This window comes from Dactylosporangium sp. NPDC049140 (genome assembly GCF_040648435.1).
This window is the reverse complement of the sequence record NZ_JBEZDS010000040.1, coordinates 31,977-57,793: the sequence shown is the minus strand read 5'-3', so window position 1 is coordinate 57,793 and position 25,817 is coordinate 31,977. Positions and strand designations below refer to the sequence as shown.

Sequence of the window (25,817 nt, the reverse complement as noted above, 5' to 3'; positions counted from 1 at the left end):
CCGTGCTGGGCCGGCCCGGCCGTCGCAGACCCAGATGATCACCTGAGCGCCGTTGCTCGTGTGGCGGCGCATCCGCGGCGTGGGCGCGTACGGGATCGGCTACTGCGCTTCCCGGGTCCGGAAAGAGGCACTTGACTGACGCTACCTTCGGAAGTGAAGATTTCGTCAGTTTCGCGAAGGGGGAGGTCACGGTGATCGACAAACATGACCCGCACGCCGGTCTGCACAGCGAGCACGGCGCCCTGCGGAGCGAGCACCCGGGGAGAGCTCGTAACCCGGTCGTCAAGGTGCACGACCTGGCCTGGCTGGAGTTCGAGAAGCCCGATCTTGGCCGGGCTGAGGTGTTCGCCCGGGCCTTCGGCTTCACCGCGTCGCTACGGACCGCCGATGAGCTGCATCTGCGGGGTACCGACGCGGGTGCCCCCTGTGTACTCATCCGCCGGGGCGCCCGGTCGCGGTTCGCCGGCGCCGCCTTCCAGGCCGCCGACCCCACCGACGTACTACGGCTCGCGGACGCCACGAGCAGGACGGTCGCCGCGCTGCCGGAGAGCCTGGGTGGGGTGGGTGTGGAGCTGCTCGACCCGAGCGGCGTGCGGGTCCGCGTCGTCGCGGACACGCACGAACTCCCCGCGCTACCCGCCCAGCTGCCGCTGACGTTCAACGTCGGGCACGACGTAGCGCGCGTGAACGCCACCCAACGGCCGCCGCGGGAGCCGGCTGCGGTGCAGCGGCTCGGTCACGTCGTGCTGCAGACCACGAAGTACCTCCAGACGCTCGACTGGTATCTCGAGCACCTGGGCCTGATCGTCAGCGACTTCCTCCACTACCAGGGGCAGCGCGAGCGCGGCCCGGTCATGAGCTTCATCCGCTGCGACCGCGGCAGCACGCCCACCGATCACCACACACTCGCGATGGTCCTCGGACCGGCCAACCGTTACGTGCACTCGGCCTATCAAGTCGCCGACCTCGACGCGCTGGCCGGCGGCGGGCAGTACCTGCTCGAACGGGGCTACCAGCGGTCCTGGGGGATCGGCCGGCATATCCAGGGCAGCCAGCTCTTCGACTACTGGCGCGACCCGGACGGCTTCCTCGTCGAGCACTTCAGCGACGGCGACCTGTTCGACTGCACGCTCGAGCCGGGCTGGGCGCCGATGAGCGCCTCCGGGCTTGCCCAGTGGGGGCCGCCCGTGACCAGGGACTTCCTCGGCCTCAAACCGGGCCGGGAGGCGTTTCGCGAGCTTCGCGCCGTCATCGGCGCGCTGCGCCAGGACAACGAGTTCGACCTCGACCGCCTCCGCGGCCTGCTGAAAGTAGCCACCTCATGAGCATTTCCGTCCTCCGTACCGCCGACGCCTGGTGGGTGCTCACCCCCACCGGCGCCGCCAAGGTGAACACCATGGCCACGACCACCGCCGGGCTGCTGGCCGACCGGCCGGCAATCCTCGCGGCCACGACGAGCAGGGACACTGTCCCGGTCGACGGCCTCGACCTGGTCTCCCCGGTGACGGCACCCTGCCGCGTCGTCGCCCAGATGACGAACTTCGCCTCGCACGTCCGGGACACGAACGGTAATCCCGAGACGGTCCCGTTGACATTCTTCCGCAAAACGTCGGGCTCGATCAGCGGCCCGTTCGACGACGTGGTCCGCCCCGGCCACGTGCGGCTGCTGGACTACGAGGCGGAGATCGGGCTCGTCCTCGGCCGGCAGATGCCCGTCGGCACGACCGTCACCGCGGACAACATCGCCGACTACGTCGCGGGCCTGGTGATCACCAACGACATCTCGGCACGGGACGTCCAGCTTCCGCAGACCCAGTTCTACGAGGCCAAGTCGTACCCGACCTTCACCCCGGTCGGCCCCGCGCTGGTGCTGCTCGACGCCGACGAGCTCAAGCGGTTCACCGACCTGCGGCTGCAGCTGCGGGTCAACGGCGAACTCCGGCAGGACATGACGGCCGCCGACATGATCTACCAGCCCGTCCAGACGCTGCAGGCGCTGACCCGCTTCCAGCGACTCGACCCCGGCGACCTGCTGCTGACCGGCACGCCCGTCGGGACCGCCCTGAGTGCCCCGCCGAAGCCGGTCATGTTCGTCGTCTCGCTGCTGCCACCCGCGGTGAAATGGAAGCTCTTCTTCCGCGGCCAGGCCCGCAACTCTCGGTATCTTCAGGACGGCGATGTCGTCGAGACCGCGATCGCCACCGACGACGACGCGATCGACCTCGGCCGGCAGCGCACGGTCGTGAAGTACGCCCGATGACCGAAGACCTGCTGTGGCCCGACTACGCCACGCCCGACGACCTGGCCACGATCGAAGCCGTACCGCTCGAGGCACGGGGCCTGCCCGAATCGACGTATGCGCTGCTCGCGCGAGCAGCGACACACTGGCCCGACCGTACGGCGGTCAACGTCCTGCCCGACGCCACCCGCTGGCGGGAACCGTTGCGCCGCACCTTCGCCGAGCTTCTGCGCGACGTCCACCAATACGCCAACCTGCTGCGCAACTTCGGGGTGCGGCGCGGTGACGCGGTCGCCCTGATGGCACCGAACTGCGCCGAGCTGATCATCGGGACGCTGGCCGCGCAGCTCGCCGGGATCGCGGCGCCGCTGAGCGGTGGCCTGTCCCGGCACCACCTCGCCGAACTGTTCCGGCAGTCCGGTGCCCGGGTGCTGGTCACGGCCGGGCCCGACCTCGCGCCGGACACCTGGGACACCGCGCTGGCGCTCGCCCGCGACGGCCTGCTCGACACGATCCTCGTACTGCGGCCCACGGGCGCCGCCGGCACGCCCGCGCCGCTGCCCGCCGTCGAGGGCGTACGCAGCGGCTACCTCAGCGAGCTCGCCGCAGCCATGGACCCGTCGGTGTTCGAGGGTGACTCGCCCCGCTCATCGGATCTTGCCGCGATGTTCCACACCGGCGGCACCACCGGTGCCCCGAAACTGGCCGCGCACACGCACGCCAACGAGGTCGTCGACGCGTGGATGTTGGCCGCCAGCAACCTGTTCGACCCGGAGACGGTGGTCTTCGCGGCCCTTCCGCTGTTCCATGTCAACGCACTCGTCGTCACCCTGCTCGCGCCGCTGTTCAAGGGGCAGACGGTGGTGTGGGCCGGGCCGCCCGGCTATCGGGATCCTGCCCTGTACGGCGAGTTCTGGAAGATCGTCGAGCACTATCGGATCGCCGCCATGAGCGCCGTGCCCACCGTGTACACCACGCTGGCGCAGTGCCCGGTCGACGCCGACATCAGCAGCTTGCGGTGGCCGATGGTGGGGGCCGCGCCGCTGCCCACCGCGGTGCGCAACGGCTTCCAGGCCCACACCAGGGCGAGCCTGGTCGAGGGATACGGGCTGACCGAGGCGACCTGCGCGAGCGCGCGCAGCTTCCCGGACGCGCCGCGGCCGCGGGCGGTCGGGCAGCGCCTGCCGTACCAGCAGATGCGGGTGGTCCGTCCCGCGGCGGACGGGTCCTGGGAGGACCTGCCCGCCGGCGAGACCGGCCTGCTGGCGATCGGCGGCCCCTGCGTCTTCCCCGGCTACGTGATCGGCCGCGGCGAGCACGGCCACGTCCTGGACGGGCTCGGCAAGCTGGTCGACGGCTGGCTGGACACCGGTGACCTCGCGGGCATCGACGGCGAAGGCTTCGTCTACCTCGCCGGCCGGGCCAAGGACCTCATCATCCGCGGCGGGCACAACATCGACCCCGCCGTCATCGAGGACGCGCTGCTGGCCCACGCCGAGGTCACCGCGGCCGGCGCGGTCGGGCGCCCCGACGCCTACGCCGGCGAGGTACCCGTCGCCTACGTCACCCTTGCGCCCGGTGCTGCGGTCACCGAGGACGACCTGCGTGAGTGGGCACGCGAGCGGGTATCAGACCCTGCCGCAGCACCCAAGGCCGTGACGGTCCTCGACGCGTTACCCGTCACCGCCGTGGGCAAGCTGTACAGGCTCGCGCTGCGGACGGACGCCACCCGTAGGGAGCTCCTCGCCGCGCTCGACGAGATCGCCGGGGTGCGCGACGTCGAAGCCATGATCGAGGGCAGCGCCATCGTCGCCACCGTGAAGGTCTCTGCGTCCGCCGACGTTGCGGCCGTCAAGGCCGTCGTTGATCGTTATGCCGTCGGATGGCGATTGGTGGTGCTGTCATGACACGGACGGATGCCGCTCTCGCGCTCCACTTCGGTGTGACGCGGTGAGCGCGGTGTGCGTGGTCATCGTCGGCGCGGGCCCGACGGGGCTCACCGCCGCGACGCTGCTGGGCCAGTACGGCGTCGAGTGCCTGCTGCTGGAGCGGTGGGAGTCGGTCTACCCGCAGCCGCGTGCGGTCGCCCTCGACGACGAGGTCCACCGTATCCTCGCGCGCCTCGGGCTGCGCGAGGAGTTCGCCGCGATCTCCAGGCCGCACCGAGGGCTGCGGCTCGTCGACCGCAGCATGCGGGTGCTGGCCGAGTTCCGGCGCGACGGCGAGCACGGTCGGCACGGCTATCCCGAGGGAAGCATGTTCGACCAGCCTGAGCTGGAAGCGATCCTGCGCGGGAACCTGAGGCGGTACGGCAGTGTGACCCTGCGCGGCGGCACCGAGGTCACCGCGCTCACCCAGGGGGCCGGCGGCGTGCGGGTCGACGTCACCGACCGGATCACCGGCACGCGGTACCACGTCGTCGCCGACTATGTCCTGGGCTGCGACGGCGCCAACAGCCTCACCAGGGCCGCGGTCGGCGCCAGGATGCAGGATCTGCGCTTCACGCAGCGGTGGCTCGTCGTCGACGTGGCCACCGACGTCGACCTTGGCCATTGGGAAGGCGTCCATCAGGTCTGCGATCCCGCCCGCGCGGCCACGTACATGCGTGTCGGGAGCACCCGCTACCGATGGGAGTTCCGCCTGACGCCGGGTGAGACGGACGAGGACTTCCGCGACATCACCCACCTGCGTCCGCTGATCATGCCGTGGACCAGGGACATCCCGGCCGAGGCGCTGCACATCCTGCGAGTGGCCGAGTACACCTTCCGCGGGCAGGTTGCCGACCGGTGGCGCGACCGGCGAGTGTTTCTGCTCGGCGACGCCGCCCACCTCACCCCGCCGTTCATCGGTCAAGGCATGTCCGCCGGGCTGCGCGACGCGATGAACCTTGCCTGGAAACTGGCCGGGGTGCTCGACGGGACCCTGCCGGACACTGTGCTCGACACCTACCAGATCGAACGCAAGGCCCACGCTCGCGCCATGATCAGGCTGGCGATACTGCTCGGCACCGCGATGACGGGCGGCGGCCGGCTGGGCAACATCATCCGCCGCGTGGTGACGCCGCGGTGGCGCCTCATACCCGGCCTCAGGCAGCAGGTCATGCACAGCGCGACACCGGCGCTGCGCCGATCCGCCCTGGTGCTGCGGCAACGGCTGCGCCGCAGCCTGGCGGGCACGCTGTGCCCGAACGCGGTCGTCGACGGCGCCGGCCGCTTCGACGACGTGGCAGCAGGCCGGTTTGCATTGGTCACGTCCATCGTGCCGTCCGTTGCGCAACGAGCCGAGATCGAACGGCGCGGCGCGGTGATGGTCGCCGCCCCACCCGGCAGTCAACTGCACCGGTGGCTGATGCAAGGCGGCGCATGCGCCGCCGTCGTGCGCCCGGACGGCACGGTGATGCGTGCTCGGCGCGACCTGCGGGGCCTGTGCGCCGCCCTGCCGTTGAGAGGGTCATGCGGAACTCGTGCCGATGCCGCCGTCGGCCACAGTGAGTGGTAGCTCTGCCTGCAGGGTCGTCCCGGCCCCGGGCTGACTGTCAAGGGAGATCCGTCCGCCGAGCATCTCGACGCGTTGCTTGAGGCCGGCAAGGCCGCTGCCGGTGAAGGTCGCCCCGCCGGTACCGTCGTCGCGGACCGAAACACGTACCTGCTGGCCGACGACCTCGACGGTGACCGTGGCGACGGAGGCCTGCGCGTGCTTGGCCACATTGGTCAGCCCCTCGGCGACCACGTAGTACGCGCTGGCCTCGAGCGGCTCAGGCAGCCGCACTGACGTCTGCATGTTCAGCTCCACAGGCACGGACGATCGGCGGGCGAGCGCCTTGAGGGCGGAAACCAGACCGCCTTCGGCGAGGATCGTGGGGTGGATTCCGTGCGCGATCTCGCGCAGCTCGTCCAGCGCCTCGGTCAGCCCGGTCGCGATGCCGTCGAGCTCCGCACCGAACGCGGACTGCGCCGCCCGCACCTGCAGCCCCAGCGATACCAGCCGTTGCTGGGCTCCGTCGTGCAGGTCCCGCTCGATGCGTCGGCGTGTTGCGTCGGCGGTGGCGACGAGACGCGCGCGTGTCTGTGCCAGTTCGCTGCGCGCCTCGGCGTTCGCGATCGCCTGTGCGATCAGTTCGGTGTATTCGTGCAGCCGGTGCTCGGTGTCTGCAGGAAACTGCCGACCTCGGGAGCCGACGCCGATCGTGCCCCAGATGCGACCCTCGACCGGTATCGGTACGTCGACGGCGGAGCGGATTCCTTCTGCGCGGGCGCTTGCGGGAACGCCCGGCGACGCCGGGTCGTCCACATCGAAGCGGACGGGGTGGCCGGTCTCGCGCACGGGCGTTTGAGGGGCGCGCTCGTCGAGCTTCCGGCGCGCTCCCGGTTCGAGGTTGATGCAGCCGGCGCGTCCCATCAGGGTCGCCTCCCCGTCCGGCTCGAACCGCACGATCACCGTAGTGTCGGCGTCGAAGAGCGCGCCGACCTCCTCGGCCACCGCGGCGAACACCAGCTCCGGGCCCACTCCCTGGGCGACAAGTGTCGCCACCCGGCGCAGCGCGGCCTGCTCTTCGGCGACTTGGAGGAGCTTGTCGTGCGCTTCGGTTCTGGCGATCGTGACCGCGATGAGGTCGGCGAAATCCGTCAGGGTGCCCTCCGCGTCGGCGGGAATGCCCGCCTCGCGCGGCGACCACGCGACCACCGTTCCCCAGAGGCGGCCCTCGACGGTGATCGGCGCGCCGAGCTCCGACCGGGCGGCGTGGGCGTCGTCGGCGCAGCGCCGGTCGATCCGCGCCGGTCGGCCGGTCTCGTGGACCCGCGTGGTAACGTCCTGCCCGCCGAGCGGGATCCGCTCGCCGGTCGCTGCGGCGTTCCCGGCCGGGTCCCAAACGCCGACCGGCACAGCGCCGTCGGCGTCGTACCGGGCCACGGCCGCGGACTCGGCGTCCATTAGGCGGCCCACCTCTTTGGCGACTGTCGCGAACACCACCGGCGACGGCGATCCCCGCGCGATGAGCATCGCGATCCGCCCCATCGACGCCTGTTCGTCGGCGAGCCACCTCAGCTCGTCGGCGCTGCGTTCCGGCGTGGGTTCCATAGGGTCCGAGTCAGTCTTGCGGCCCGGCCTCCTCAGGAGACCGACTCCACGAGCCCGGTAGTGCCTCGCGTGCGGCGATCCTCGGCCGTGCGGACCCCGTCGAGGGCGACGGGCAGGTGTCGCGGACCGCGGAGGACGGGATTGGGCCGGTACGGCGGCGGGTCGGCGAGCAGGCGGGGATGCTCCAGCCGCCGGGCCAATTCGGTGAGCGCGATCTGGGTCTCCAGCCGGGCCAGCGGCGCACCGAAGCAGTGGTGGACGCCGCCGCCGAAGCCCAGATGCTGGCTCTCGTCGGGGCGGAACTCCACCCGCTCCAGATCGTGGCGGTCCGGATCGAACCGGTCCGGCTCGCGTACATGGTCGGGATCCCGGCTGCCGGAAGCAAGGACCAGCCGGATCGTCGCGCCGGCCGGGATTGTGGTGCCGGTGGTGTCGATGTCGTCCAGTGCCTTGCGGATCAGGATGTGCACCGGCGGTTCATAGCGCAGCAGCTCCTCGACCGTGAGGATGACGAAGTCGGGTTCCCGGCGGATCCGGTCGAGCATCTCCGGATGGCGCAGCAATGTCAGCATCCCGTTGGCGATGAGGTTGACTGTGGTTTCGTGCCCGGCAACAAGCAGCAGGCAGGCGTTGGACAGCAACTCCGACCGCGACATTCCTTCCCAGGTGTGCGCGTCGGTGATCATCGCCGAGAGCAGATCCTGGCCCGGCATCGCGCGATGAGCGTCGACCAATGTGTCGAAGTAGCCGCTCATTTCGGCAACGGCGGCAGCACCCTTACGACGTGCCGGCTCGTCCCTGGCTTGCGGATCGACTCCCTCGACGATGGCGTCGGCCCAGGCGTGGAACCGGGGTTCGTCCTCCAGCGGCACACCGAGCAGGCGGCAGATCGCCGTCACGGGCAGTGGGTACGCGAAGTCGTCCACCAGGTCGACCTCGGTCCTGCCGGCCAGACGGTCGATCAGCCCGGTCACCACGTCGAGCAGGTCGGGCGCCATGCCGTCGATGCGCTCGGGTGTGTGCGGCGGGCCGTAGTGCCGGCCGATCACCCTGCGGATGCGGTCATGCTCCGGCGAATCCTTCGAGATGAAACCCGGCAGCGTGACGACCTCGCGCGAGCTGGTGCGAGGGTCGTGCAGCAACGCGACGATGTCGCGGTATCTGCTGACCACGAAACTGCCGTCGGTCTCGCGGACGACCGGGGTCTTGCGCAACTCCCGGTACAAGGGGTACGGATCCGCCCGGTGCATGGGGTCCAGGATCTGTTCGAATACGCTGGCCGCTGCCATCACGGTTTCCTTCCCGTCCTTTGATCGACGATCCCGGCAACGCTCAGCCGCTGTGCACGAGCACCGCGCGGCGCTCGCTCGGTTGGTGGCCGGTGAGCACCACCGTGGCCTGGAAGGACGGCTCCGGCCGCATCTCCACGGGAACCGGCTGCCGAGTGGGCGACGGGTCGACGGTGCGCATCCGCGGCGGGAACGGTGCGGCCTGCTCGATCAGGTCGCGGTAGAAGTCGAGCCACATCCCGTGGTCGAAGGCGACCGCGGCGGTGATACGGCCGCGGCGGCCGTACGCGGCCACGAACCGGCGATCGGCCGCGGAGCCTTGCGCGACGACGATCTCGTCGGCGAACGTGGGAACCCCGATCGACTTGATCTCGGTGCCGAACTGGGTGGACCAGAACACCGGCAGGGCGAGGTGCGCCCAGCGGTCCGGCCCGGTGCCGGTCATGTTGTGCGCCGCGATCTCGGCCTGGTCGACGGCGTTCCCCCAATGCTCCAGGGCCATGAACTGATACTCGTAGAGCGGGTGTGGGAATCGGGCCACGTCGCCGGCGACGAAGATGTCGTCGGTCACCACGCCGTTGACGTCAAACACACGACAGCCCGCGTCACAGGCCACACCCCAGTGACCGGCGGCCAGGCCCGACCCCTGGAGCCATTCGACGTTTCGTTCGCTACCCAAGGCCGCGACGGCCACGTCGACGTCCAGCGTGCTGCCGTCCGACAGCCGCGCCCGGCGAACACGCCCGTCCCCGTCGCCTTCGATCGCGAGCACCGACGTGCCGCTGCGGAGGTCGACGCCGGCGTCCCGCTGCATCTGGGCCGCGACCCGGCCGACCGCGGCGCCCAGCGCGCCGGCCAGCGGTGCCGGTCCACGGTCGACGACGGTGACGGGGAGCCCCAGCTCACGGCAGTCCGAGGCGACCTCGCTGCCGATGAACCCGGCGCCGATGACCAGCACGTGCCCCGGTCCGGCCGCCAGCCGCTGCCGCAGCCCGGCCGCGTCTGCGCGGGCGCGTACCGTGAACACGCCGTCCAGCTTCGCCTCGTCGGCGTTGTGCCAGGGCCGGGCCCGCACCCCGGTCGCGATCAGCAGCCGGTCGAAGGGCACCGCCTCGCCGTCGGCGAGCAGCACCCGCTTGTTGCGCCGGTCCAGCCCGACGGCCGGCTGCCCGAGCCGCCATTCCGCGTCCAGCCCTTCGCCGCGGGGCAGCGCCGTGTGCTGTGCCGACACCCATCCGGTCAGCACCTGTTTGGACAGCGGCACCCGGTCGTACGCCTTGTCGGGCTCGTCGCCGATCAGCGTCAACGACCCAGTGAAGCCTTCGCGGCGAAGGGTGTCCGCAGCGCGCAGTCCGGCCAGGGACGCACCGACGATCACGATCCGTTCTACGCCGGTGGGCGTCTTGGCGGGTCGCGTCCCGGCGGCGGCCGGGGTCGCCTCCTGCGGTCGCGGATCCAGCACGATTGCCCGCACCGGACATGCCGCTGCGGCTCGCAGGACCTTCTCCCGCTGTGCGTCGTCCGGGTTCGGCTCGTAGAGCAGTGCTTCGTCGCCGTGCATCTGGAACACCCCGGGCGCGGCAAAGACACACTGCCCGTACCCCTGGCACCGGGTCAGATCGACCACCAGTCGCATGGTCTTACGCTAGGCCGATCGCCGGGAAGCCACCTCATCCCGCGTGGTGAACACCTTCCTCGGCCGACGGTGGGCCCACCGGAAGGGCCGGGGCGGCGGTGGCATAGGCCGGGCCCTCACGGGTACTGGTCGCGGGAGCCGTCCGGTCGTCGCGTTGTCCCGATTCCGGACGGTACAGATTCGCCGCAGGGAGTACTCATGGCCAAGCTTGTCGGCAAGACCGCGGTCGTCACCGGTGGCACCACGGGCATCGGTCTCGCGTCGGCGCGGCGCCTCGCCGCGGACGGCGCCCACGTCTTCGTCGTCGGACGGCGCGAGGAGCAACTCCACGATGCCGTTTCGGACATCGGCGCCAACGCGACAGGTGTTCAGGCGGACGTGTCGAATCTGGCCGACCTCGACCGGCTCTACGCAACGGTCGGCGAGCAGGGTCGCCGGGTGGACGTGCTCTTCGCGAATGCCGGTGTCGGCTCGTTCGCCACGCTGGAGCAGGTCGACGAGCAGCACATCGACAAGATTTTCGACATCAACGTCAAGGGCGTGCTGTTCACCGTGCAGAAGGCGCTCCCGTTGCTCAACGACGGCGCGTCGGTCATCGTGAACGCTTCGACAGCGGCCGACCGGGGCGAGGCGTCGTTCGGGGTGTACGCCGCGTCGAAGGCTGCTCTGCGCTCCTTTGTACGCACATGGGCCAACGAACTCAGGGCCCGCAACATCCGGGTCAACGCCGTCGCGCCGGGCCCGATCGACACTCCCGGCATCGAGGGTCTGGCCCCCAGCGCGGAACGCGTCGGCCAGCTCAAGTCCGACCTGACGGATCAGGTACCGATGGGCCGGATGGGACGGCCGGAAGAGGTCGCCGACATGGTGGCGTTCCTCGCCTCGGATCAGAGCTCGTTCGTGACCGGATCGAACCTGTATGTCGACGGCGGGCAGAACCAGGTGTGACGCTGCCGGTCGGGAGGTACCTCACGCTATTGCGGTACGGCGGTGCCGAGGAGCAGCCACGCCGCAACGGCGCAGACGGCGCCGAGGGGCAACGCGGCGATGACGAGTGCCGCCGGGGACCACCACGCGACCCGGCGGGTTACGCGGGCCGGCAGGCCCTGGATGCGCAGCGGTGCGAGCTCGCCGCGCGGCGCGGTGATGGTCGTGACGGCCAGCCCCGCAACGCCGAGCAGCACCGAAAGCATTCCGGCGAGGACGAAGAAACGCAGGGCCAGCGCCGAACCGGCCCGGGCCAGGACGGCGCGTTCGTCGGCGACGGCGCGCCGCCCGACGATGGTCAGCCCGGCGGCGGTGAGCGCCGCGGCGATCGACGGCGGGGCGTCGCGGGCGAGCCACACCTCGCCGAGGCCGGTGAGCTCCGAGCCGGGCGCCGCCCGGTCGGCGGCCTCCAGGTCGACGAGCGTGCCGCGCCGGCCGAGCCGGGGCAGCCGCTCGGCGTGCCCGACCACGGCGGCGCCGACCGCTCCGTCGAAGGAGGCGTAGGCGCCGTCCGGCGGCAGCGGGCCCGTCGACACCAGCGGGAGGGCGGGCGGTACGTCGGGCGGCAGCAGGCTGCCGGCCTCGCGGCGCGGTGACGGCGGCAGTGTGACCCCGAGCCCGTCGCCGGCGGCGGTGGCGGTCGCCCCGGACGGCATCCGCCAGTCGACGCTGAACGGCGTTCCCTGGATCGCGTGCAGCGTGAGCCGGACCGGCGGGCCGAGATAGTTCGGCAGCCCGAACTGCAACGAGACGAGCCGGCAGCCGGCGGTGCAGGCCGGCGACGGTGCGGTGTACACGTGCCGGCCGAGCGACAGGGACCCGAAGTTGACCTCGGCCCGCTGGACGCCGCCGGCCGGCGCGACGAGCGCCGTCACCGTCGCCGGCCGGCCCGCGAGGTCAACGGCGGTCAGGTCGAGGTCCACGGTGGCACCGGTGAGCGTCAGGCCGGTACCGGCCGCCGGCCGGAGCCGCGAGGCGAGCGCCGACACCGGCTCGGACGAGTAGTCGGCGCGCCAGTAGGCCACCGCGGCGAGCCGCGTCGAGTCGACGGCGAGGGACGACGGCAGGTTCGCACTCACGGCCTGGATCGGGACGGCCGCCATCGCATAGCGGCCGTCCGGGTCGGCCGTCCGGGTGGCCTTCAGCAGCTCGGTCCGGGTGGTCTGGCCGATCGAGAGCACGGTTGGCGCGCCAACCGTCAGCTCGGCCCGGTACTGCTGGTCGCGGTCGGCGACAACGGTTTCGAGGCCGGCGAAGCCGAGCGAGCCGAACGCCACGACGAGCAGGACCAGGAGCCGTTGCGCGGCCGGCCGCCGGGCCAGCCGGAACGCGGTGAGCGAGCGGACGAGGGCGCCGCGGCGCAGGCTGCGCCCGGCCAGCCGGGACGACAGCGGCCGCAGCAGACGCGCCGCGACCAGCGCGAGCGCGGCGATGACCAAAGCCGGGGCGACGAGCGTGACCCCGGTCAGCACGCCGCTGCGGCGCTGGAACACCGCGGCCGCGGCGAGCAGGAGGACAAGGGTCTCCAGGGCCAGTGTCGGCACCCGGGCGGAGCCGCGGTCCACCTCGCGCAGCAGCGTGACGACGGGCGCGCTGACCGTCCGCAGCTGGACGGCGAGGCCGGCGAGCAGCGCCCCGAGGACGGCGATCCCGGCGTAGGGGAGCACGGCCGCGTCCAGGTGGGCCGGGGCTGGTGCGGCCGCGCCGACGAGCAGCCGGCCCACGAGCAGGCCGACCGGCGCACCGGCGAGCACGGCGAGGATCGTCTCCCCGGCCGCGAGCCACCACAGGACCGGCCTCGGTACGCCCCGCAACGCGACGACGCCGTACTCGTGGCGGTGCGCGCGGGCGGCGTTGGCGACCGCGAAGAGGATCACCGCCCAGGCGAGGACCACGACGGGGATCGCGGCCAGCGGCATGACGCGGTGGGCCTGCTCGCGGCTCCGGTCGATGCGGTCGAGCAGGTCAGGCAGCGCCGTGCTGACGCTGACGCGTCCGTTGTCGTCGTCCTCGGCCGCGGCGGCGAGCCACCCGCGCAGCGCCGCCAGCCGGTCGATGGTGATGGCGCCGTCGGTCGCGGAGGCTTCGAACGACTGCAGTTCGCGCGGGTGGTCGGTGCCGGCGAGCGTGTTGCGCGCGACGTACATCGGGTCGTTCTGGTAGTCCTGCTCGCTGCGGATGGCCCGTCCCCAGTACAGCTCGGCCGGGTCGCGGGCCGCGACCAGCCCGACGATCGTCATCGTCCACGACTGGCCGGCGGGGACGAACGTGTTGAGCGCGCTGTTGAACGTGGTGGCCTGGTTGTTCACCCGGTCGCCGACGGCGAGCCCGAGTCGCGCGGCGGCCGCCTTGGTGAGGACCGTCTCGCCGCCGCCCATCAGGCACCGCCCGGCCACGACGACCACATGCGCGCACAGGTCCTCGCGGAAGGCGATGCGGCGGACCTGGTCGCTGCCGGCGGTGTCCCGGCCGGCCGGCATCGCCAGGAACTCCGTGTTGAACACGCTGACGAACCCGTTCAGCTGCACCTTCTCGGCGGCGAGCCGCTCGAACTCGTCGGGCATCGCACCACCCGAGGCACGCTCGACCGGTGCCGACACCCACACCGTGCGCTCGGCGTTGCTGGCGTGCTCGACCTCTCCGGCGACCACCGCCCGGTCGATCGCGGTGAGGTAGATCGGCGCCGCCACCGCGGCGGCCGTGGCCAGCACCGCGAGGAGCCACAGGGTCAGAGCCTGGCCGCGCCGGGCACGCAGCATCGCCAGCATCAGCGCCGCCATTGCCGCCCGCTTCTGTGGTACTGGGGGGCCAGCGCGCAGACGGAGAACAACGCGGCGATGACCGCCACGCCGACGAGCAGCGCGAGCGCGCGCACGCCCGGGGCGGCGGCCCGGTCGGGCCAGCCATCGGTGAACACCGGCACCGGCGAATGGGTCAGCACGCGCGCCACGGTGGCGATGAGCGCGGCCATCAGCGCAGCCAGCACGGTCGGGACCAGCGCGGCCCAGCGACCGGCGGCGCTCAGCGCCCGGGCCGGCACACCCTGGCGGCGCAGGGCCACGAACTCGTCGCTGCGGGCACGGCGCTGGACGGCCGCGATGACCACGAGCGCGATCGCGGCGGCAATCAGCCCGAGCAGGCCCATCAGCAGGCCGAAGCGCGCCGCTGCCGCCGGGCCGAACCGCGCCTGCCGGGCATCGGCCGCGTCGACCGAGTCCTCGCCGACGATGGTCAGCCCCGCGGCGCGGAGCCGGTCGGTGAGGTCGGCCGGCGCGCCGGGGGCGAGCCACACCTGCTGCCGTTCGGCGCTCGGGGCGCCGCCGGCGACCCGCTCGGCGTACTCGAGGTCGACGAGGATCCCGCGCGTGCCGATGCCCGGCAGGAGCGGCACGGCGAATGGTTCGACGGGCACGGCCCGGCTCCCGAAGGGATCGAGCGTGCCGTTGCCCCGCCCGTCGGGCTCGGGCAGCCGTCCGGCCACCGCGACCGGCAGCGGCACGGGCGCGTCGACGACGTAGAGCCGGTCGTCGATCGGCAGCTTCGACAGGCCGGCCGTGACGGCGGCGAGGGCGAGCCGCCCGTCGTACGAGCGCATGCTGACGGTCGCGGCGATGTTGCCGGCACCGGTGCGCCAGCGGCCGGGGTCGGCGAAGACGGCCGGCGTGATCACGGCCCGGCCGTCGGCGTCGAGCTGGCGCAGTTCGACCGCTCGGCCACCGACGAGCTCGAACGAGACGAGCCGGCACCCGGGACGGCAGTCCGGCACGCTCGCGCCGACCGTGCCGCCCGCACCGTCGACGGGCGCGAACCGGGCGGTCACCGGCAGGCCGGTGGCGGCGACGACGAGCGTGGCCAGCAACACCGGTGGTCCGGTCGGTGGGTGGGCGCCGACGTCGGGCAGCGCGTCCGCGGCCGGCACGCTCGCCGTCAGCGTGAGGCTGGTGCCGGCGAACGTGATCGGCTCCGGGACCGCCGGCCGCAGCCGGCGGCTGTCCAGGGCCGCCGGCGCGGCGAGCACATACGGCAGCCGGGGCGAGTCGACCGCGAGCACCGGCTCGCCACCCGGGCCGGCTCCGGCGACGACGGCCATCGCCTCCTGGCCGCCCGGGTCGGCCGAGCGGACCGCATTGAGCAGGCGGACCCGGTCGCCCGAGGCGACTGTGAGTACCCGCCGGCCGCCGACCTCGACCTGAGAGCGCTGGTGCCGGGCGTCGCGCGCCTCGGCCCAGTCCTGGGCGGCGAGCATGAACAGGCAGCTGGCCGCGGCGAGCAGGGGCAGCATGCGGTACGCCGACGAGCGCCGCGCCAGCAGCAGCGCGCCAAAACCGGCCGCGAGCCGTCCGGTCACGAGCGCCGAGCGGCCGACGGCCGTCGCGGCGGGCACCAGGAGCCGGCCCACGAGGATCGCCGCCGACGCGGCCAGCAGCGCCGGGGCGAACAGTTGCACGCCGATCGTGTCGCTCGTCGCGAGGCTCTGGTAGGTGCTCGCCCCGGCGAGCGCGAGCACGCACACCTCGACGACGGCCGCGCCCAGCCGCGGCGGTTTCGGGGTCGCGGTGTGCAGGAGCCGCTCGACCGGCAGCCGGGTGGTCCGCCAGTCAGCGAGCACCGCGCCGGCCAGCGCGGCCGCCAGGACGCCGCCGGCGATCGGCAGCCGGTCCGGGCCGCCGGTGAGGGCTCCGACGAGCCCGCCGACCACGGCCCCGGCCGCAAGCGGCACGCCGCTCTGCCCGCTCGTGGCCACCAGCACCCGCCAGCGCCGCGCGCCCCGCAGCGCGAGCTGCGCGGCGTCGAACCGGCGCTCCTCCGCGGCATACCGTGCGGCGACCGTCATCGCCAGCCAGCCGATGACGGCCAGCTGCACGGCGGCGACGAGCACGCCGCGCTCGACGGCCCGCCGGTCGGCGGCGATCCGCTCGGCGAGCGCCCCGCCGGTGGTGCTGACCTGGAGCGGTACGCGATGGATGCGGTCGATCGCGGGCGCGAGGTCACCGTCGTGGCTGAACACCGGTGGACTGAGCATCGCGTCGAAGGTGGCCCGGACGGTGGCACCGGCGGCGGCCACCGTGTCGAACGTCGTCCAGGCGGCGTCGGTGGCCGTGGCCCAGTACCACGACAGCGGGTCGGCCGGCCGGTAGATGCCGACCAGCCGGAGCGACCGCGGCGGCGAGGCCGGCCCGGTGGACACCTCGAGGGTGTCGCCGACGCGTACGCCGAGCCGCTCGGCGCTCTGCCCGCTGAGGACCACGTCGCCGGTCGCCTGCGGACAGTGCCCGTCGACGACGGCGTTGGCGCACAGCTCCTCGCGGTACCGCAGCGGGATGAGCAGTCGCCGGTCACCGGCGGTGACCGTTGCGGCCAGCTCGATGCCGGCCGCTTGGCCCTCGACCGGCAGCGCCAGGGCGCGCTGGGCGGAGGCCGCGAACGTCTGCAGCACTGTCGTTCCGGCCAGGTCGACCGAGACGGTGCTGTTCGCGGAGACGGTGCGCTGCGCCTGCGGGGTGGCGGCGATGCGCGCGGCGGTGGCGGTGTCGACCGCCCGCGACGTGTACCACGGCGCGAGGCTCAGCCCGGTGGTGACGAGCGTGGCGAGCAGGAACATGGCCGCGGACACCACTCGGCGGGCGACGAGCGCCCGACAGATCAGCGCGAGCATTCGCCGTGCTGCCTCCGATTCACCGGATCAGTGTATGGACGATCCGGCTGCAGGCAATCCGGTCGCGCGCCGGCCGACGGGGGAGCGGGGATGCGGGTGCCCGCCGGCCGAGCGTGCGCTGCGGCCGGCGGGCGTGATGGTCACGGGGCCGGCGACTGCCGGCCGACCCCAGGGGCGCATCCCGTGCGCCGGATTGCCTTCAGGGTGTCAGCCGCGGATCCACTGCTGGTTGGTACCGCCGTTGCAGGTCCAGATCTGCACGGCGGAGCCATTGGCCGTGCCGGCGCCGTTGACGTCCAGGCACAGCCCCGAGCCGACGGCCACGATGGTGCCGTCGGCGTTCAGCCGCCACTGCTGGTTGGTGCCGCCGTTGCAGGTCCAGATCCGGGCGCGCGTGCCCGACGTGGTACCGGGCACTTCCAGGCACTTGTTGCCGTACACCGTCAGCTGGTTGCTCGACGTGAGCGTCCACTGCTGGTTGGCCCCGCCGTTGCAGTCCCAGATCTGCACGACGGCACCGTCGGCCTGGCTGGCCGCGTTGACGTCCAGGCATCGGTTGGCGCCGGCGCCGCGCAGCTCGCCGGTGGGGCCGCTCGAGCCGCCGGCCGCGGTGACGGACAGGTTGTCGAACTGTGCGGTCACGCCCTGGCCGGTGCCGTAGCCGATCTGGCCGGCCACCCAGGTGGAGTCCGAGACGCTGCCGACGGTGGTGCCGTCGATGGCGGCGCTGAGGGCGCTTCCGTTCAGCGTGAGCGACAGCGTGTGCCAGCGCCCGATGCCCAACGCCGACGTCGTACCGCTGGCCAACGTCCGCCAGTTGCCGCTGGTGTTGTTGCTCAGGATGGACCACGCGCCGGTGTCGGAGACGCGGAAGTAGTAGCCGTTGAGGTTCTGCGGGCCCTGATGGTTGTAGGTGTTGCCGCGGCCGATGAGCTGTGCGTAGCCGGACTTCTCCAGCATGACGTCCGACGAGACGGTGTAGTTGCGCCAGGTCAGGTCGCCCAGCAGGGCGAAGGGCTCGGCGTGGCCGGACGTCCAGTAGATGGGCGCCTGGTCCGACATCTGGCGGACGCACTGTCCGGTGTGCCCGCCCCCGCACCCGGTGATTTCGAAGGAGCCCTGCTGATCCATGAGGTACTTCGCCTCGCGGCCGGTCGCGTAGCCGTCGAAGTTGTCGCTGTACGGCAGCCGCAGGTTGCCCTGCGCGGGACTGGCCGCGGAGCCCTTGCCCTGCCCGCTGGTGGTCGTGATGCTGTACACGTAGCCGGGCTGGACGGTGAGCGAGAAGGCGCCGCCGGACGGCGTGATGTCGGCGCCGCGCACGAAGTTGTCGGCCGGGTTGCTGGACCGGACGTTGGTGGACCATACGTGCACGGTGCCGGTCGACAGCCCGCCGGCGACGCTGAAGTTGAGCGTCTGCGCCGCGGTGGCGTCCATGGTCTCGACGATGGTGCTGTAGTCGCCATTGCCGGCCGACCTGAGCGAGACGTAGCTGCCGTTGTTGCGGTTGCCACCGATGTAGCCGCTCGAACTGTCGAGGTAACGCCAGCCCGGGGCGGTGAACTGGGTGGTCTGCGCCATCACCCAGGCGCTCTTGCCGAGGGAGTAGTAACCCGACCACGGCTGCTGCGCCACGGCCACGCCGGTGGTGGCCCAGGGAATGTTGGGGGTGATGGCGGCGATGACGGGCCAGTTGATGTAGGCGGTCATCTTCCCGTCGATGTAGCCGCGGTTGACACCGCGGGCGAGTGCCGGCGCGCCGGCGTTGTAGTCGTCGGAGCCGTTCTCGCTGGCCCACAGCGCCTTGCCGGTCGCAACGGCGTTGCCGGAGCTCGGGCAGCTGGCCTGCGAGCTGCGGTACCCGCAGACGTAGTGGCTGCCGAAGACCGACACGGCGCTGGCGAACGCCGGGTCGCGCAGCGACTCGTCGGCGGCCGCCCACCCGAAGTCGTCCGACGCCACGAGCTTCACGCCGGTGTACCCGCGCGAGTTCAAGGCGGAGCGCAGGTTCTTGTACCAGGTGGCGTTGTAGCCCTTCTCGTTCCAGCCACCGAGGTAGTTGATCGTCAGCCCGTGCGTGCCGGCGCAGTCCAGCCACGCCAGCAGGTAGTCGATCGAGTCGTTGGACCAGAAGTTGCCGTTGCCGATCCAGCCGGGGGCGCCCCACGCCAGGCCCACCAGGTTGATGTTGGGATTGCGGGCCTTGGCCTGCTCCATCAACCACCACTCGTAGCCCCGGTTGCAGTTGACACTGCCCCGCGTGTGTTCGTGGCTCGGCTCGGCGCCCGACGTCGAGTTGGTGTCCCCGCCGATCTCCACCTTGAGGACCTGCATCGCCGCGCCGTAGCCGGGCTTGAACAGGTAGTCGAGGATGTCGCTGCGCTGGGGCTCCGGGTAGTCGACCAGCAGCCGGCTGTTGCCACCGCCGCCGCTGACCGCGCCGACGCCGTCGAACACCCGGCCGCCCGACGAGCCGTTGATCGTGATCGACGTCGCGGCCTGTGCGGCGGACGGGAATCCGACCAGCACGCTCGCGGCCGTCAGCGCAATGCCGATCGCGACCGCTACGCGCCCGCGCCGGCGATTCGCTCTTTGCAACATCTGATCTAGCCTCTCCGTCGTCCCGGATACATCAGACGTCTTACGTTAGGTGGCCGCGTTTCATCGGTCAATTTCGATTGGGTGTGGCGGTTGTACGCCGTCGCGCGATCGTGAAACTTTCCGGGCTCGCGGCGATCGGCCCATCGAACGGCGACCTCGCCGGCCGAGCCTCGATCGAGCAGCGGGCGGGCTTCGATGCGGCGCACTCCGACCTCGGATGCGTCCTCGGCAGTATCAGCGCAGCCGGGCGGCGCGGACCAGCACGGTGCGCTCGCCGAGCTCCCGGCCGGTGGGGCCCAGTTGCACGCCGTGGATCTCGTACCAGGTTTCGTCGTGGTACGAGATCAGTTCTCCGCTGTGCATCTGCCGCACCCGGATGGTGATCGTCCCGGTGCCGTACAGGTAGTCGTTCTCGGCCAGGGTGAGGATGACGAAGGCGTCCGTCATGGCCGGGCCACATCGACGGTGGGCGGTGCGACGCGTCCGGCTGCTCCGGCCGTCCCCGCTTCCACGCGGCCCCAGGATTCGTCGCCAGCCATCGGCGTCCTCCTCCCGACCCGGCCTGGCGCGTTCGGATGCACGTTCGTCTGCATCGTAAGGAGCTTGGCAGTTCCTCGGAAGGAACGTTCGGGTGCTGAGGGAGGTCGATGGTACCGGCGGGTTATCGGCCGGAAATGTCGAGGACGATCGACCCTTCGGCTGAGGGGCGGAAGTGGGTCTTGACCTCGACTGATGTGTCCCTCCGGCCGTCCTGGCCCATGGCGGGTCGGCCGGCGGTTCGGCGGGCAGCCGGATCGATGAGCCCGTGCGAGCCGCGTCTACGAGCCGAAGGCGTCGGCGGCCGCTATGGCATCCTGCGGGCCGGGGCGCCGACCGTGTTCGGTCCGCGCCCCGGGCAATCGGTCAGGAGGCGGTGCAGCTCAGCGTCGGCGTCGTGACGTTGCCGGTTCCGGTGAAGCCGAACTGCGTCGAGCTGCCCGCGCCGAGCGAGCCGTTGTACGACACGTTGCGCACCGTGACGCTGGAGCCGCTGGTGGTGAGCGTGCCGTTCCAGAGCTGGGTGATCGACTGACCGCTCGCGAGCGTCCAGGTCACTGTCCAGTTGCTGATCGGGGACGCCCCGGCGGTGACGGTGACGTTGCCCTGGAATCCGCCCTGCCAGGAGCCGATGGTCTGGTACGTCGCGCTGCACGCACCGCCACCACCGCCGGACGAGCGACTCGGCGACGGTGAGGCGCTCGGCGAGCGGGACGCCGACGGCGAGCCCGACGGCGACGCCGACGGGGAGCTCGACGGCGACGCCGATGGGGAACTGGAGCGGCTGGCCGACGGCGAGGCGGTCGGGGACCCGGTCGGTGGGTACGGCGCGCTGGCGGCCAGGCTGTAGGCAAGGCCGGCCTGGAAGCTGCCGGCGGCGTAGCTGCAGCCGTCGGCCTCGCCCGGAGGCTTGATCCACAGATATCCGTCGACGTTGGCGTCGCCCGTGTTCAGCGTCGGGTAGTTGCCGATCCGGCGGTCGGTGTTGTCGTCGGCGCACCAGTCGCCGGCCGCGCCGCCGTTGCGGCTGGTGTCGATGACCTGGTGCTTGCCGCTGATGCCACGGCCCTGCAGGTTCGAGATGATCGACCGGCCGTAGGAGAGTTCGTTTCCGAGCGGCTGGAAGTTCGAGACGTTCGTGAAGAATCCGTCGGCGTACTGGACGCCGGCGGCGGCCAGCCGCGATCCCTGTTCCGACGCGGAGTTCCAGGCGGAATGGCCGCCGTCGAGGTACACCTTGGCGTTCGGGTTCGCCGCCTTCAGCGTCTGCACCGCGGTACTGATCGCCTGGTCGCGCTGCTGGATCTCGGTGGCGCTCAGGCAGGTCTGCAGGGCCAGCGCGTCGGTCTCCATGATCACGATGACGGTCCGGCTGCCGAGGCCCCGCGCGTACCCGGAGATCCACTGCTGGTACTGGTTGAGGTCGGGGGCGCCGCCGGCGCTCGCCCCGCCGCAGTCGCGGTTCGGGATCGCGTAGGACGTCAGCACGGGTACCTGGTTCACGGCGTTGGCCGCGCTCACGAACGCGGACACCTCGGACTGCACGGTGGACAGGTTGAAGTTCGACATCCAGCGCGCCTGCGACTGACTGGCGACCTTGTCGCGGATGACGGGCATGCGCGAGTCGTTCGGATTCGCCGAGACCCAGCGAACGACCTGCGAGTCAGGGTCGCGGTAGAGGGCGCCGGACAGCGTGCCCGCCGAGGCTGAGCCGCTCACGAACCAGCCAGCGGCGAAGGCGACACATGCCGACGCTGCCGCGACGGCTACAACTCGGCGCCGGCGGAGGCGACGTATGGACACAGAGGCTCCTTCAGTACATGACAGCGATTCGCGTTTAGCGATTGGGGATGGCGCCATCATCGCCACCGGCCCGCGCATGGTCTACTCCGGCGACCGGCGCGAGCGTGCGGCCGGGGCAAACGCGTGAAACATCCACCTCCGCGGCCCGGGCGTCCCGCCCTCCGGCTCGGCTCAGGAGGTGGTGGCGAGGCGCAGTGCTGCCTCGGCCACCGATTGTTCGAGCTGCTCCGGCGGCGGCAGCGCCGGCAGGTCCCGGCGCATGCCGATGACGCTCTCCACCATCCCGAAGACCAGGTCGCCGGTCACGTCGGCGTGCGCCGGAGCCGCGCCCGCGACGGCGGCGACCAGCCGGCGGTACACGATCCTGAGCTGCTCGCGCTCGGCGCGGAAGCGGGTGAACGGTTCGGTCGCGATCTCGGGCAGGGCGTACAGGATGCCGACGTTCCATCGTGCACCGAGCAGAATCCCGACGTCGTACCGGACGAGCGCCTGCAGCGCTTCGGCGGGGCTCAGCGCTTCCAGGGCGAGCTGCCCGGCGTAGGCGAGCGACGGGCGGACGGTGGACTCGAGCAGCTCGGCGAGGATCTGTTCCTTGGTGCTGAAGTGGTAGTAGAGCGAGGCCTGCCGCACCCCTACCATCTCGGCGATCATGCGGGTCGAGGTGGCGGCGTACCCGCGTTCGGCGAAGAGCTCGGCTGCGGCGTCGAGAATTTCTTCCCGCGCCGTACCGACAGGCAGGCGCCGGGCTCCGGAGCGGGGACGACCGACTGAAGGTGCGGAGCTCACGCTCGCATCGTCCCACGCCGTCGACGTCCCGGTCGACCGGCCGCGACGTAACCGCGCCGACACATCCGGCAATCGAAGGTTTACGGGCGAGAAACGACCGTCGATCTCACGTCAACAAATCTGTCAGCCGACAGGTATTCGGGCGGCGGGTCGGTCAGCACCCGCCGCCGCCTGCATCGAGGAGGCGGTCTTGTCCACTACCCCCACCCTGGCGACACCGCCGGCGAGCGACCGAGCCGACGCCGTGGACCTGCGTGGTTTCGGCTACGTACCCGAACTGCGCCGCAGTATCGGCAGCTACGCGTCGTTCGCCGCCGGGTTCTCCTTCGTCTCGATCCTCACGACGGTCTTCCAGCTCTTCGCGTTCGGTTTCTCCTTCGGCGGCCCGGCCTTCTTCTGGACCTGGCCCCTGGTCTTCGCCGGCCAGTTCATGGTGGCGCTCAACTTCGCCGAGCTGGCCGCCCGCTATCCGCTCTCCGGCTGCATCTACCAGTGGTCGCGGCGGCTGTCGAACGCCATGATCGGCTGGTTCGCCGGCTGGGTCATGATCGTCGCGCAGATCGTCACGGTCGCCGCCGCCGCGATCGCCCTGCAGGTCGTGCTTCCGCAGATCTGGTCCGGATTCCAGCTCGTCGGCGGCGATCCCGCGCTCACCTCCACCAGCGGTGCGACAAACGCCGTCGTCCTCGGGTCCATCCTGATCGCGTTGACCACGTTGGTGAACATCATCGGCGTCCGGTTCATGGCGATCATCAACAGCGCCGGCGTGACCCTGGAGATCATCGGTGTGGCGGCCGTCGTGATCCTGTTGCTGTTCAACATCGAGCGGGGACCGGGCGTTGTCTTCAACACCGGCGGTTTGGGCAGCGGCCTGTCCTACGTCGGTCCGTTCCTGGTGTCGGCGCTGATGGCGGCGTACGTGGTGGTCGGTTTCGACAGCGCCGGCGAGCTCAGCGAGGAGACCCGCGACCCCCGGCACGTCGCACCGCGGACGATCCTGCGGGCGCTCGCCGCCTCCGGTATCGGCGGCGGCCTGATGCTGCTCGTCGCATTGATGGCCGCGCCGAGCCTGACCGATGGCCGGCTGGCCACCGAGGGCCTGCCGTACGTGCTGACGAGCCGCCTCGGTGCGACCGGCGGCCGGATCCTGCTGATCGACGTGGCGATCGCGGTCGCGGTCTGCACCCTGGCGATCCAGACCGCCGGCAGCCGGATGATCTTCTCGATGGCGCGTGACGGCGTCCTGCCGTTCTCCGGCGCGCTCAGCAAGGTCAACCCCCGCACCGGTACCCCGGCGTTGCCGGCGATCGTCGTCGGTGTCGGCGCGGCCGCGGTCCTGCTGGTCAACATCGGCCAGCCCGCCCTGTTCACCGCTCTGACGAGCGTCTGCATCGTCATGCTCTACATCGCCTACGCCCTGGTGACGATCCCGCTGCTCGTCCGGCGCAGCAAAGGCTGGCCGAGCAGCGAGGAAGCCGCCGCCACCGAGCGCGGCGGCAAGCTGTTCTCCCTCGGCCGGTTCGGCATCGTCGTCAACGCCCTGGCCGTCCTCTACGGCATCGGCATGATCCTCAACCTCGGCTGGCCCCGGCCGGAGGTCTACGACCCGGCCGGCGCCCACTGGTACCTGCACTACTTCTCGCTGCTGTTCGTCGGCGCCACCCTGCTCGCCGGAGCCGCGGCCTACCTGCGCTACCGCGCCCGGAGCACGGCCCCCCACCCGCAGCTGAACTTCGCCACGCCCGTCGCCGCGGGCGAGACCGCATGAGCACCGCCACCACGGCCGGCGCGCGCGAACACGCGCGCGCCCAGGGCGGTACCGTCGTGGAATGCATGCCCACCGTCCCGGCCGGTGACGGCCTCAGCTGGGCCGAGACCGTCCCGGGCGGCGGCTACGCCGGCAAGCGGCTGGCCCGCGGCACCACGCTGCGACTGACCGACCTGTACGGCGACGCCTGCGTGTCGGTACTGCTGTTCAACGCCGACGAGCCGTGGGAGCGCCTCAACGTCGCCGACACCGTCAAAGTCCTGTGGCAGGCGTACGTCGGCGAGGGTCACCTGCTGCTGTCCGACCAGGGCCGAGTCCTCGCCTCGGTGACGGCGGGCGCCCAGGACCGTTCGGACACCTTCTGCGGTACCTCGACACTCGCCGGCAACACCGGCAGGTACGGCGACGGTTCGCCGCACAGCCCGACACCGGCCGGGCGGGAGCTGTTCACCCTGGCCGCCGCCAAACACGGCCTGACCCGCCGGGACCTGCCGCCGAGCATCTCGTTCTTCCAGGGGGTGCGCGTCGGCGACGACGGCGCGTTCACCTGGCTCGGGTCGTCCGGGGCCGGGGCGACGGTCGAGCTGCGCGCCGAGATGCCGTTGATCGTGCTGCTGGCCAACGTGCCACACCCGCTCGATCCGCGCGAGGCGTACACCTGCACGCCCGCACGCATTGAGGCCAGGCCCGGCCCGGCCACCGCGCCCACCGACGCCTTGTGGTCGCGGTCGCCCGAAGGCGAGCGCGCGTTGCTCAACACCGCGGAATACCTCACCGCCCGGGGGATCGCATGACCGCCACCGCCGCCGCATCACCGGCTCTGGTCGCCGGCCGGATCGTGCTGGACGAGACCGTCGCGGCCCGCGCGCCCTGGTCGGCGATCGTGCGCCGCGGCCAGGTCCTGACCATTGTGGACCTGCACGGCAACCAGGCCGTCGACTGCCTGCTCTACAACGCCGACGACACCGTCGAACGCTATTCGGCGCCGGACACGATCGCCGCGCAGGGCGGCATCTTCCTGACCACCGGCAGCGTGCTGCGCTCCAACGAAGGCCGGGCGCTGATGACCGTCGTCGGCGACGAGGTGGGCCGGCACGACACCGTCGGCGGCGCCTGCAGCCGCGAGTCGAACACCCTGCGCTACGGGCAACACACCAAGCACCAGCACGCCTGCGTGGAGAACTTCCTGATCGAGGGGGCCCGCTGGGGACTCGGCAAACGCGACCTGGTCAGCAATATCAACTGGTACATGAACGTGCCGGTCGACCCGGACGGCAGCCTCGGCATCGTCGACGGCATCTCCGCCCCCGGCCTGCGTGTCGCGCTGCGCGCCGAGCTGGACGTGCTGGTCCTGGTGTCGAACTGCCCGCAGATCAACAACCCGTGCAACGGCTTCGATCCGACGCCGGTCCGCATGATCGTCACCGGGGAGTAGC

At 71.7% G+C, this 25,817-nt stretch carries 17 protein-coding genes; 8 read left to right on the top strand and 9 right to left on the bottom strand.

Annotation, left to right across the window (positions count from 1 at the left end):
* Nucleotides 1-191 precede the first annotated feature (191 nt).
* Genes AB0B76_RS42710 through AB0B76_RS42695 form a run of 4 tightly spaced genes read left to right on the top strand, consistent with a single transcriptional unit; the run spans nt 192 to nt 5,737 of the window.
* Nucleotides 192-1,325 carry a VOC family protein gene (locus AB0B76_RS42710; protein WP_360386685.1) on the top strand — a complete coding sequence of 378 codons (1,134 nt, stop codon included), beginning with the start codon at nt 192-194 and terminating at the stop codon, nt 1,323-1,325.
* Nucleotides 1,322-2,260: a fumarylacetoacetate hydrolase family protein gene (locus AB0B76_RS42705; RefSeq protein WP_360386682.1), complete on the top strand. Its 939-nt coding sequence runs from the start codon at nt 1,322-1,324 to the stop codon at nt 2,258-2,260. The genes AB0B76_RS42710 and AB0B76_RS42705 overlap by 4 nt, the downstream gene beginning before the upstream one ends.
* Nucleotides 2,257-4,146 carry an acyl-CoA synthetase gene (locus AB0B76_RS42700; protein WP_360386679.1) on the top strand — a complete coding sequence of 630 codons (1,890 nt, stop codon included), beginning with the start codon at nt 2,257-2,259 and terminating at the stop codon, nt 4,144-4,146. The genes AB0B76_RS42705 and AB0B76_RS42700 overlap by 4 nt, the downstream gene beginning before the upstream one ends.
* Nucleotides 4,147-4,189: 43 nt before the next feature.
* On the top strand, nt 4,190-5,737 hold the full coding sequence (locus AB0B76_RS42695; RefSeq protein ID WP_360386677.1) for a bifunctional 3-(3-hydroxy-phenyl)propionate/3-hydroxycinnamic acid hydroxylase: 1,548 nt from the start codon (nt 4,190-4,192) through the stop codon (nt 5,735-5,737).
* Here AB0B76_RS42695 and AB0B76_RS42690 read toward each other — a convergent pair.
* The 3 genes from AB0B76_RS42690 to AB0B76_RS42680 are packed head-to-tail and all read right to left on the bottom strand — an operon-like array spanning nt 5,690 to nt 10,243.
* Entirely contained in the window at nt 5,690-7,318 is a 1,629-nt protein-coding gene (locus AB0B76_RS42690) for a GAF domain-containing protein (protein ID WP_360386674.1), read from the bottom strand. The two genes, AB0B76_RS42695 and AB0B76_RS42690, sit on opposite strands and share 48 nt — an antisense overlap.
* 32 nt (nt 7,319-7,350) lie before the next feature.
* A complete protein-coding gene (locus tag AB0B76_RS42685) occupies nt 7,351-8,607 on the bottom strand; it encodes a cytochrome P450 (protein ID WP_360386672.1) in 1,257 nt (418 codons plus the stop codon).
* Between the two features lie 43 nt (nt 8,608-8,650).
* The gene (locus tag AB0B76_RS42680; RefSeq protein ID WP_360386670.1) at nt 8,651-10,243 is read right to left on the bottom strand and encodes an FAD-dependent oxidoreductase; all 1,593 of its coding nucleotides are present in this window, start codon (nt 10,241-10,243) and stop codon (nt 8,651-8,653) included.
* 198 nt (nt 10,244-10,441) lie between these two features.
* On the opposite strand from AB0B76_RS42680, the gene AB0B76_RS42675 reads away from it, so the two are divergent.
* Complete coding sequence (locus AB0B76_RS42675; protein ID WP_360386667.1) at nt 10,442-11,191, top strand: glucose 1-dehydrogenase; 750 nt, start codon at nt 10,442-10,444, stop codon at nt 11,189-11,191.
* A 26-nt stretch (nt 11,192-11,217) separates the two neighbouring features.
* Here AB0B76_RS42675 and AB0B76_RS42670 read toward each other — a convergent pair whose 3' ends face one another.
* The 6 genes from AB0B76_RS42670 to AB0B76_RS42645 form a co-directional block, all read right to left on the bottom strand.
* Nucleotides 11,218-14,010, bottom strand: coding sequence for a hypothetical protein (locus AB0B76_RS42670; protein ID WP_360386665.1), 2,793 nt, complete (start codon nt 14,008-14,010; stop codon nt 11,218-11,220).
* On the bottom strand, nt 13,998-16,886 hold the full coding sequence (locus AB0B76_RS42665; protein ID WP_360386661.1) for a hypothetical protein: 2,889 nt from the start codon (nt 16,884-16,886) through the stop codon (nt 13,998-14,000). The genes AB0B76_RS42670 and AB0B76_RS42665 overlap by 13 nt, the downstream gene beginning before the upstream one ends.
* A 207-nt stretch (nt 16,887-17,093) precedes the next feature.
* A complete protein-coding gene (locus AB0B76_RS42660) occupies nt 17,094-19,487 on the bottom strand; it encodes a ricin-type beta-trefoil lectin domain protein (protein WP_360386658.1) in 2,394 nt (797 codons plus the stop codon).
* A 234-nt stretch (nt 19,488-19,721) separates the two neighbouring features.
* On the bottom strand, nt 19,722-19,934 hold the full coding sequence (locus AB0B76_RS42655) for a hypothetical protein (protein ID WP_360386655.1): 213 nt from the start codon (nt 19,932-19,934) through the stop codon (nt 19,722-19,724).
* Between the two features lie 456 nt (nt 19,935-20,390).
* Nucleotides 20,391-21,641, bottom strand: coding sequence for a glycoside hydrolase family 6 protein (locus tag AB0B76_RS42650; protein WP_360386652.1), 1,251 nt, complete (start codon nt 21,639-21,641; stop codon nt 20,391-20,393).
* Between the two features lie 357 nt (nt 21,642-21,998).
* Nucleotides 21,999-22,613 carry a helix-turn-helix domain-containing protein gene (locus AB0B76_RS42645; RefSeq protein ID WP_360386649.1) on the bottom strand — a complete coding sequence of 205 codons (615 nt, stop codon included), beginning with the start codon at nt 22,611-22,613 and terminating at the stop codon, nt 21,999-22,001.
* A gap of 190 nt (nt 22,614-22,803) precedes the next feature.
* Between AB0B76_RS42645 and AB0B76_RS42640 the strand changes: the two genes are divergently transcribed.
* From AB0B76_RS42640 to AB0B76_RS42630, 3 genes are read left to right on the top strand one after another with little or no spacing between them, the layout of a single operon-like run.
* Nucleotides 22,804-24,381: an amino acid permease gene (locus AB0B76_RS42640; RefSeq protein WP_360386646.1), complete on the top strand. Its 1,578-nt coding sequence runs from the start codon at nt 22,804-22,806 to the stop codon at nt 24,379-24,381.
* Nucleotides 24,378-25,175, top strand: a complete 798-nt coding sequence (locus AB0B76_RS42635) for an urea amidolyase associated protein UAAP1 (protein ID WP_360386643.1) — start codon at nt 24,378-24,380, stop codon at nt 25,173-25,175. Before AB0B76_RS42640 ends, AB0B76_RS42635 begins: the two co-directional genes overlap by 4 nt.
* Entirely contained in the window at nt 25,172-25,816 is a 645-nt protein-coding gene (locus AB0B76_RS42630; RefSeq protein ID WP_360386640.1) for an urea amidolyase associated protein UAAP2, read from the top strand. Before AB0B76_RS42635 ends, AB0B76_RS42630 begins: the two co-directional genes overlap by 4 nt.
* Nucleotide 25,817: the final 1 nt, after the last annotated feature.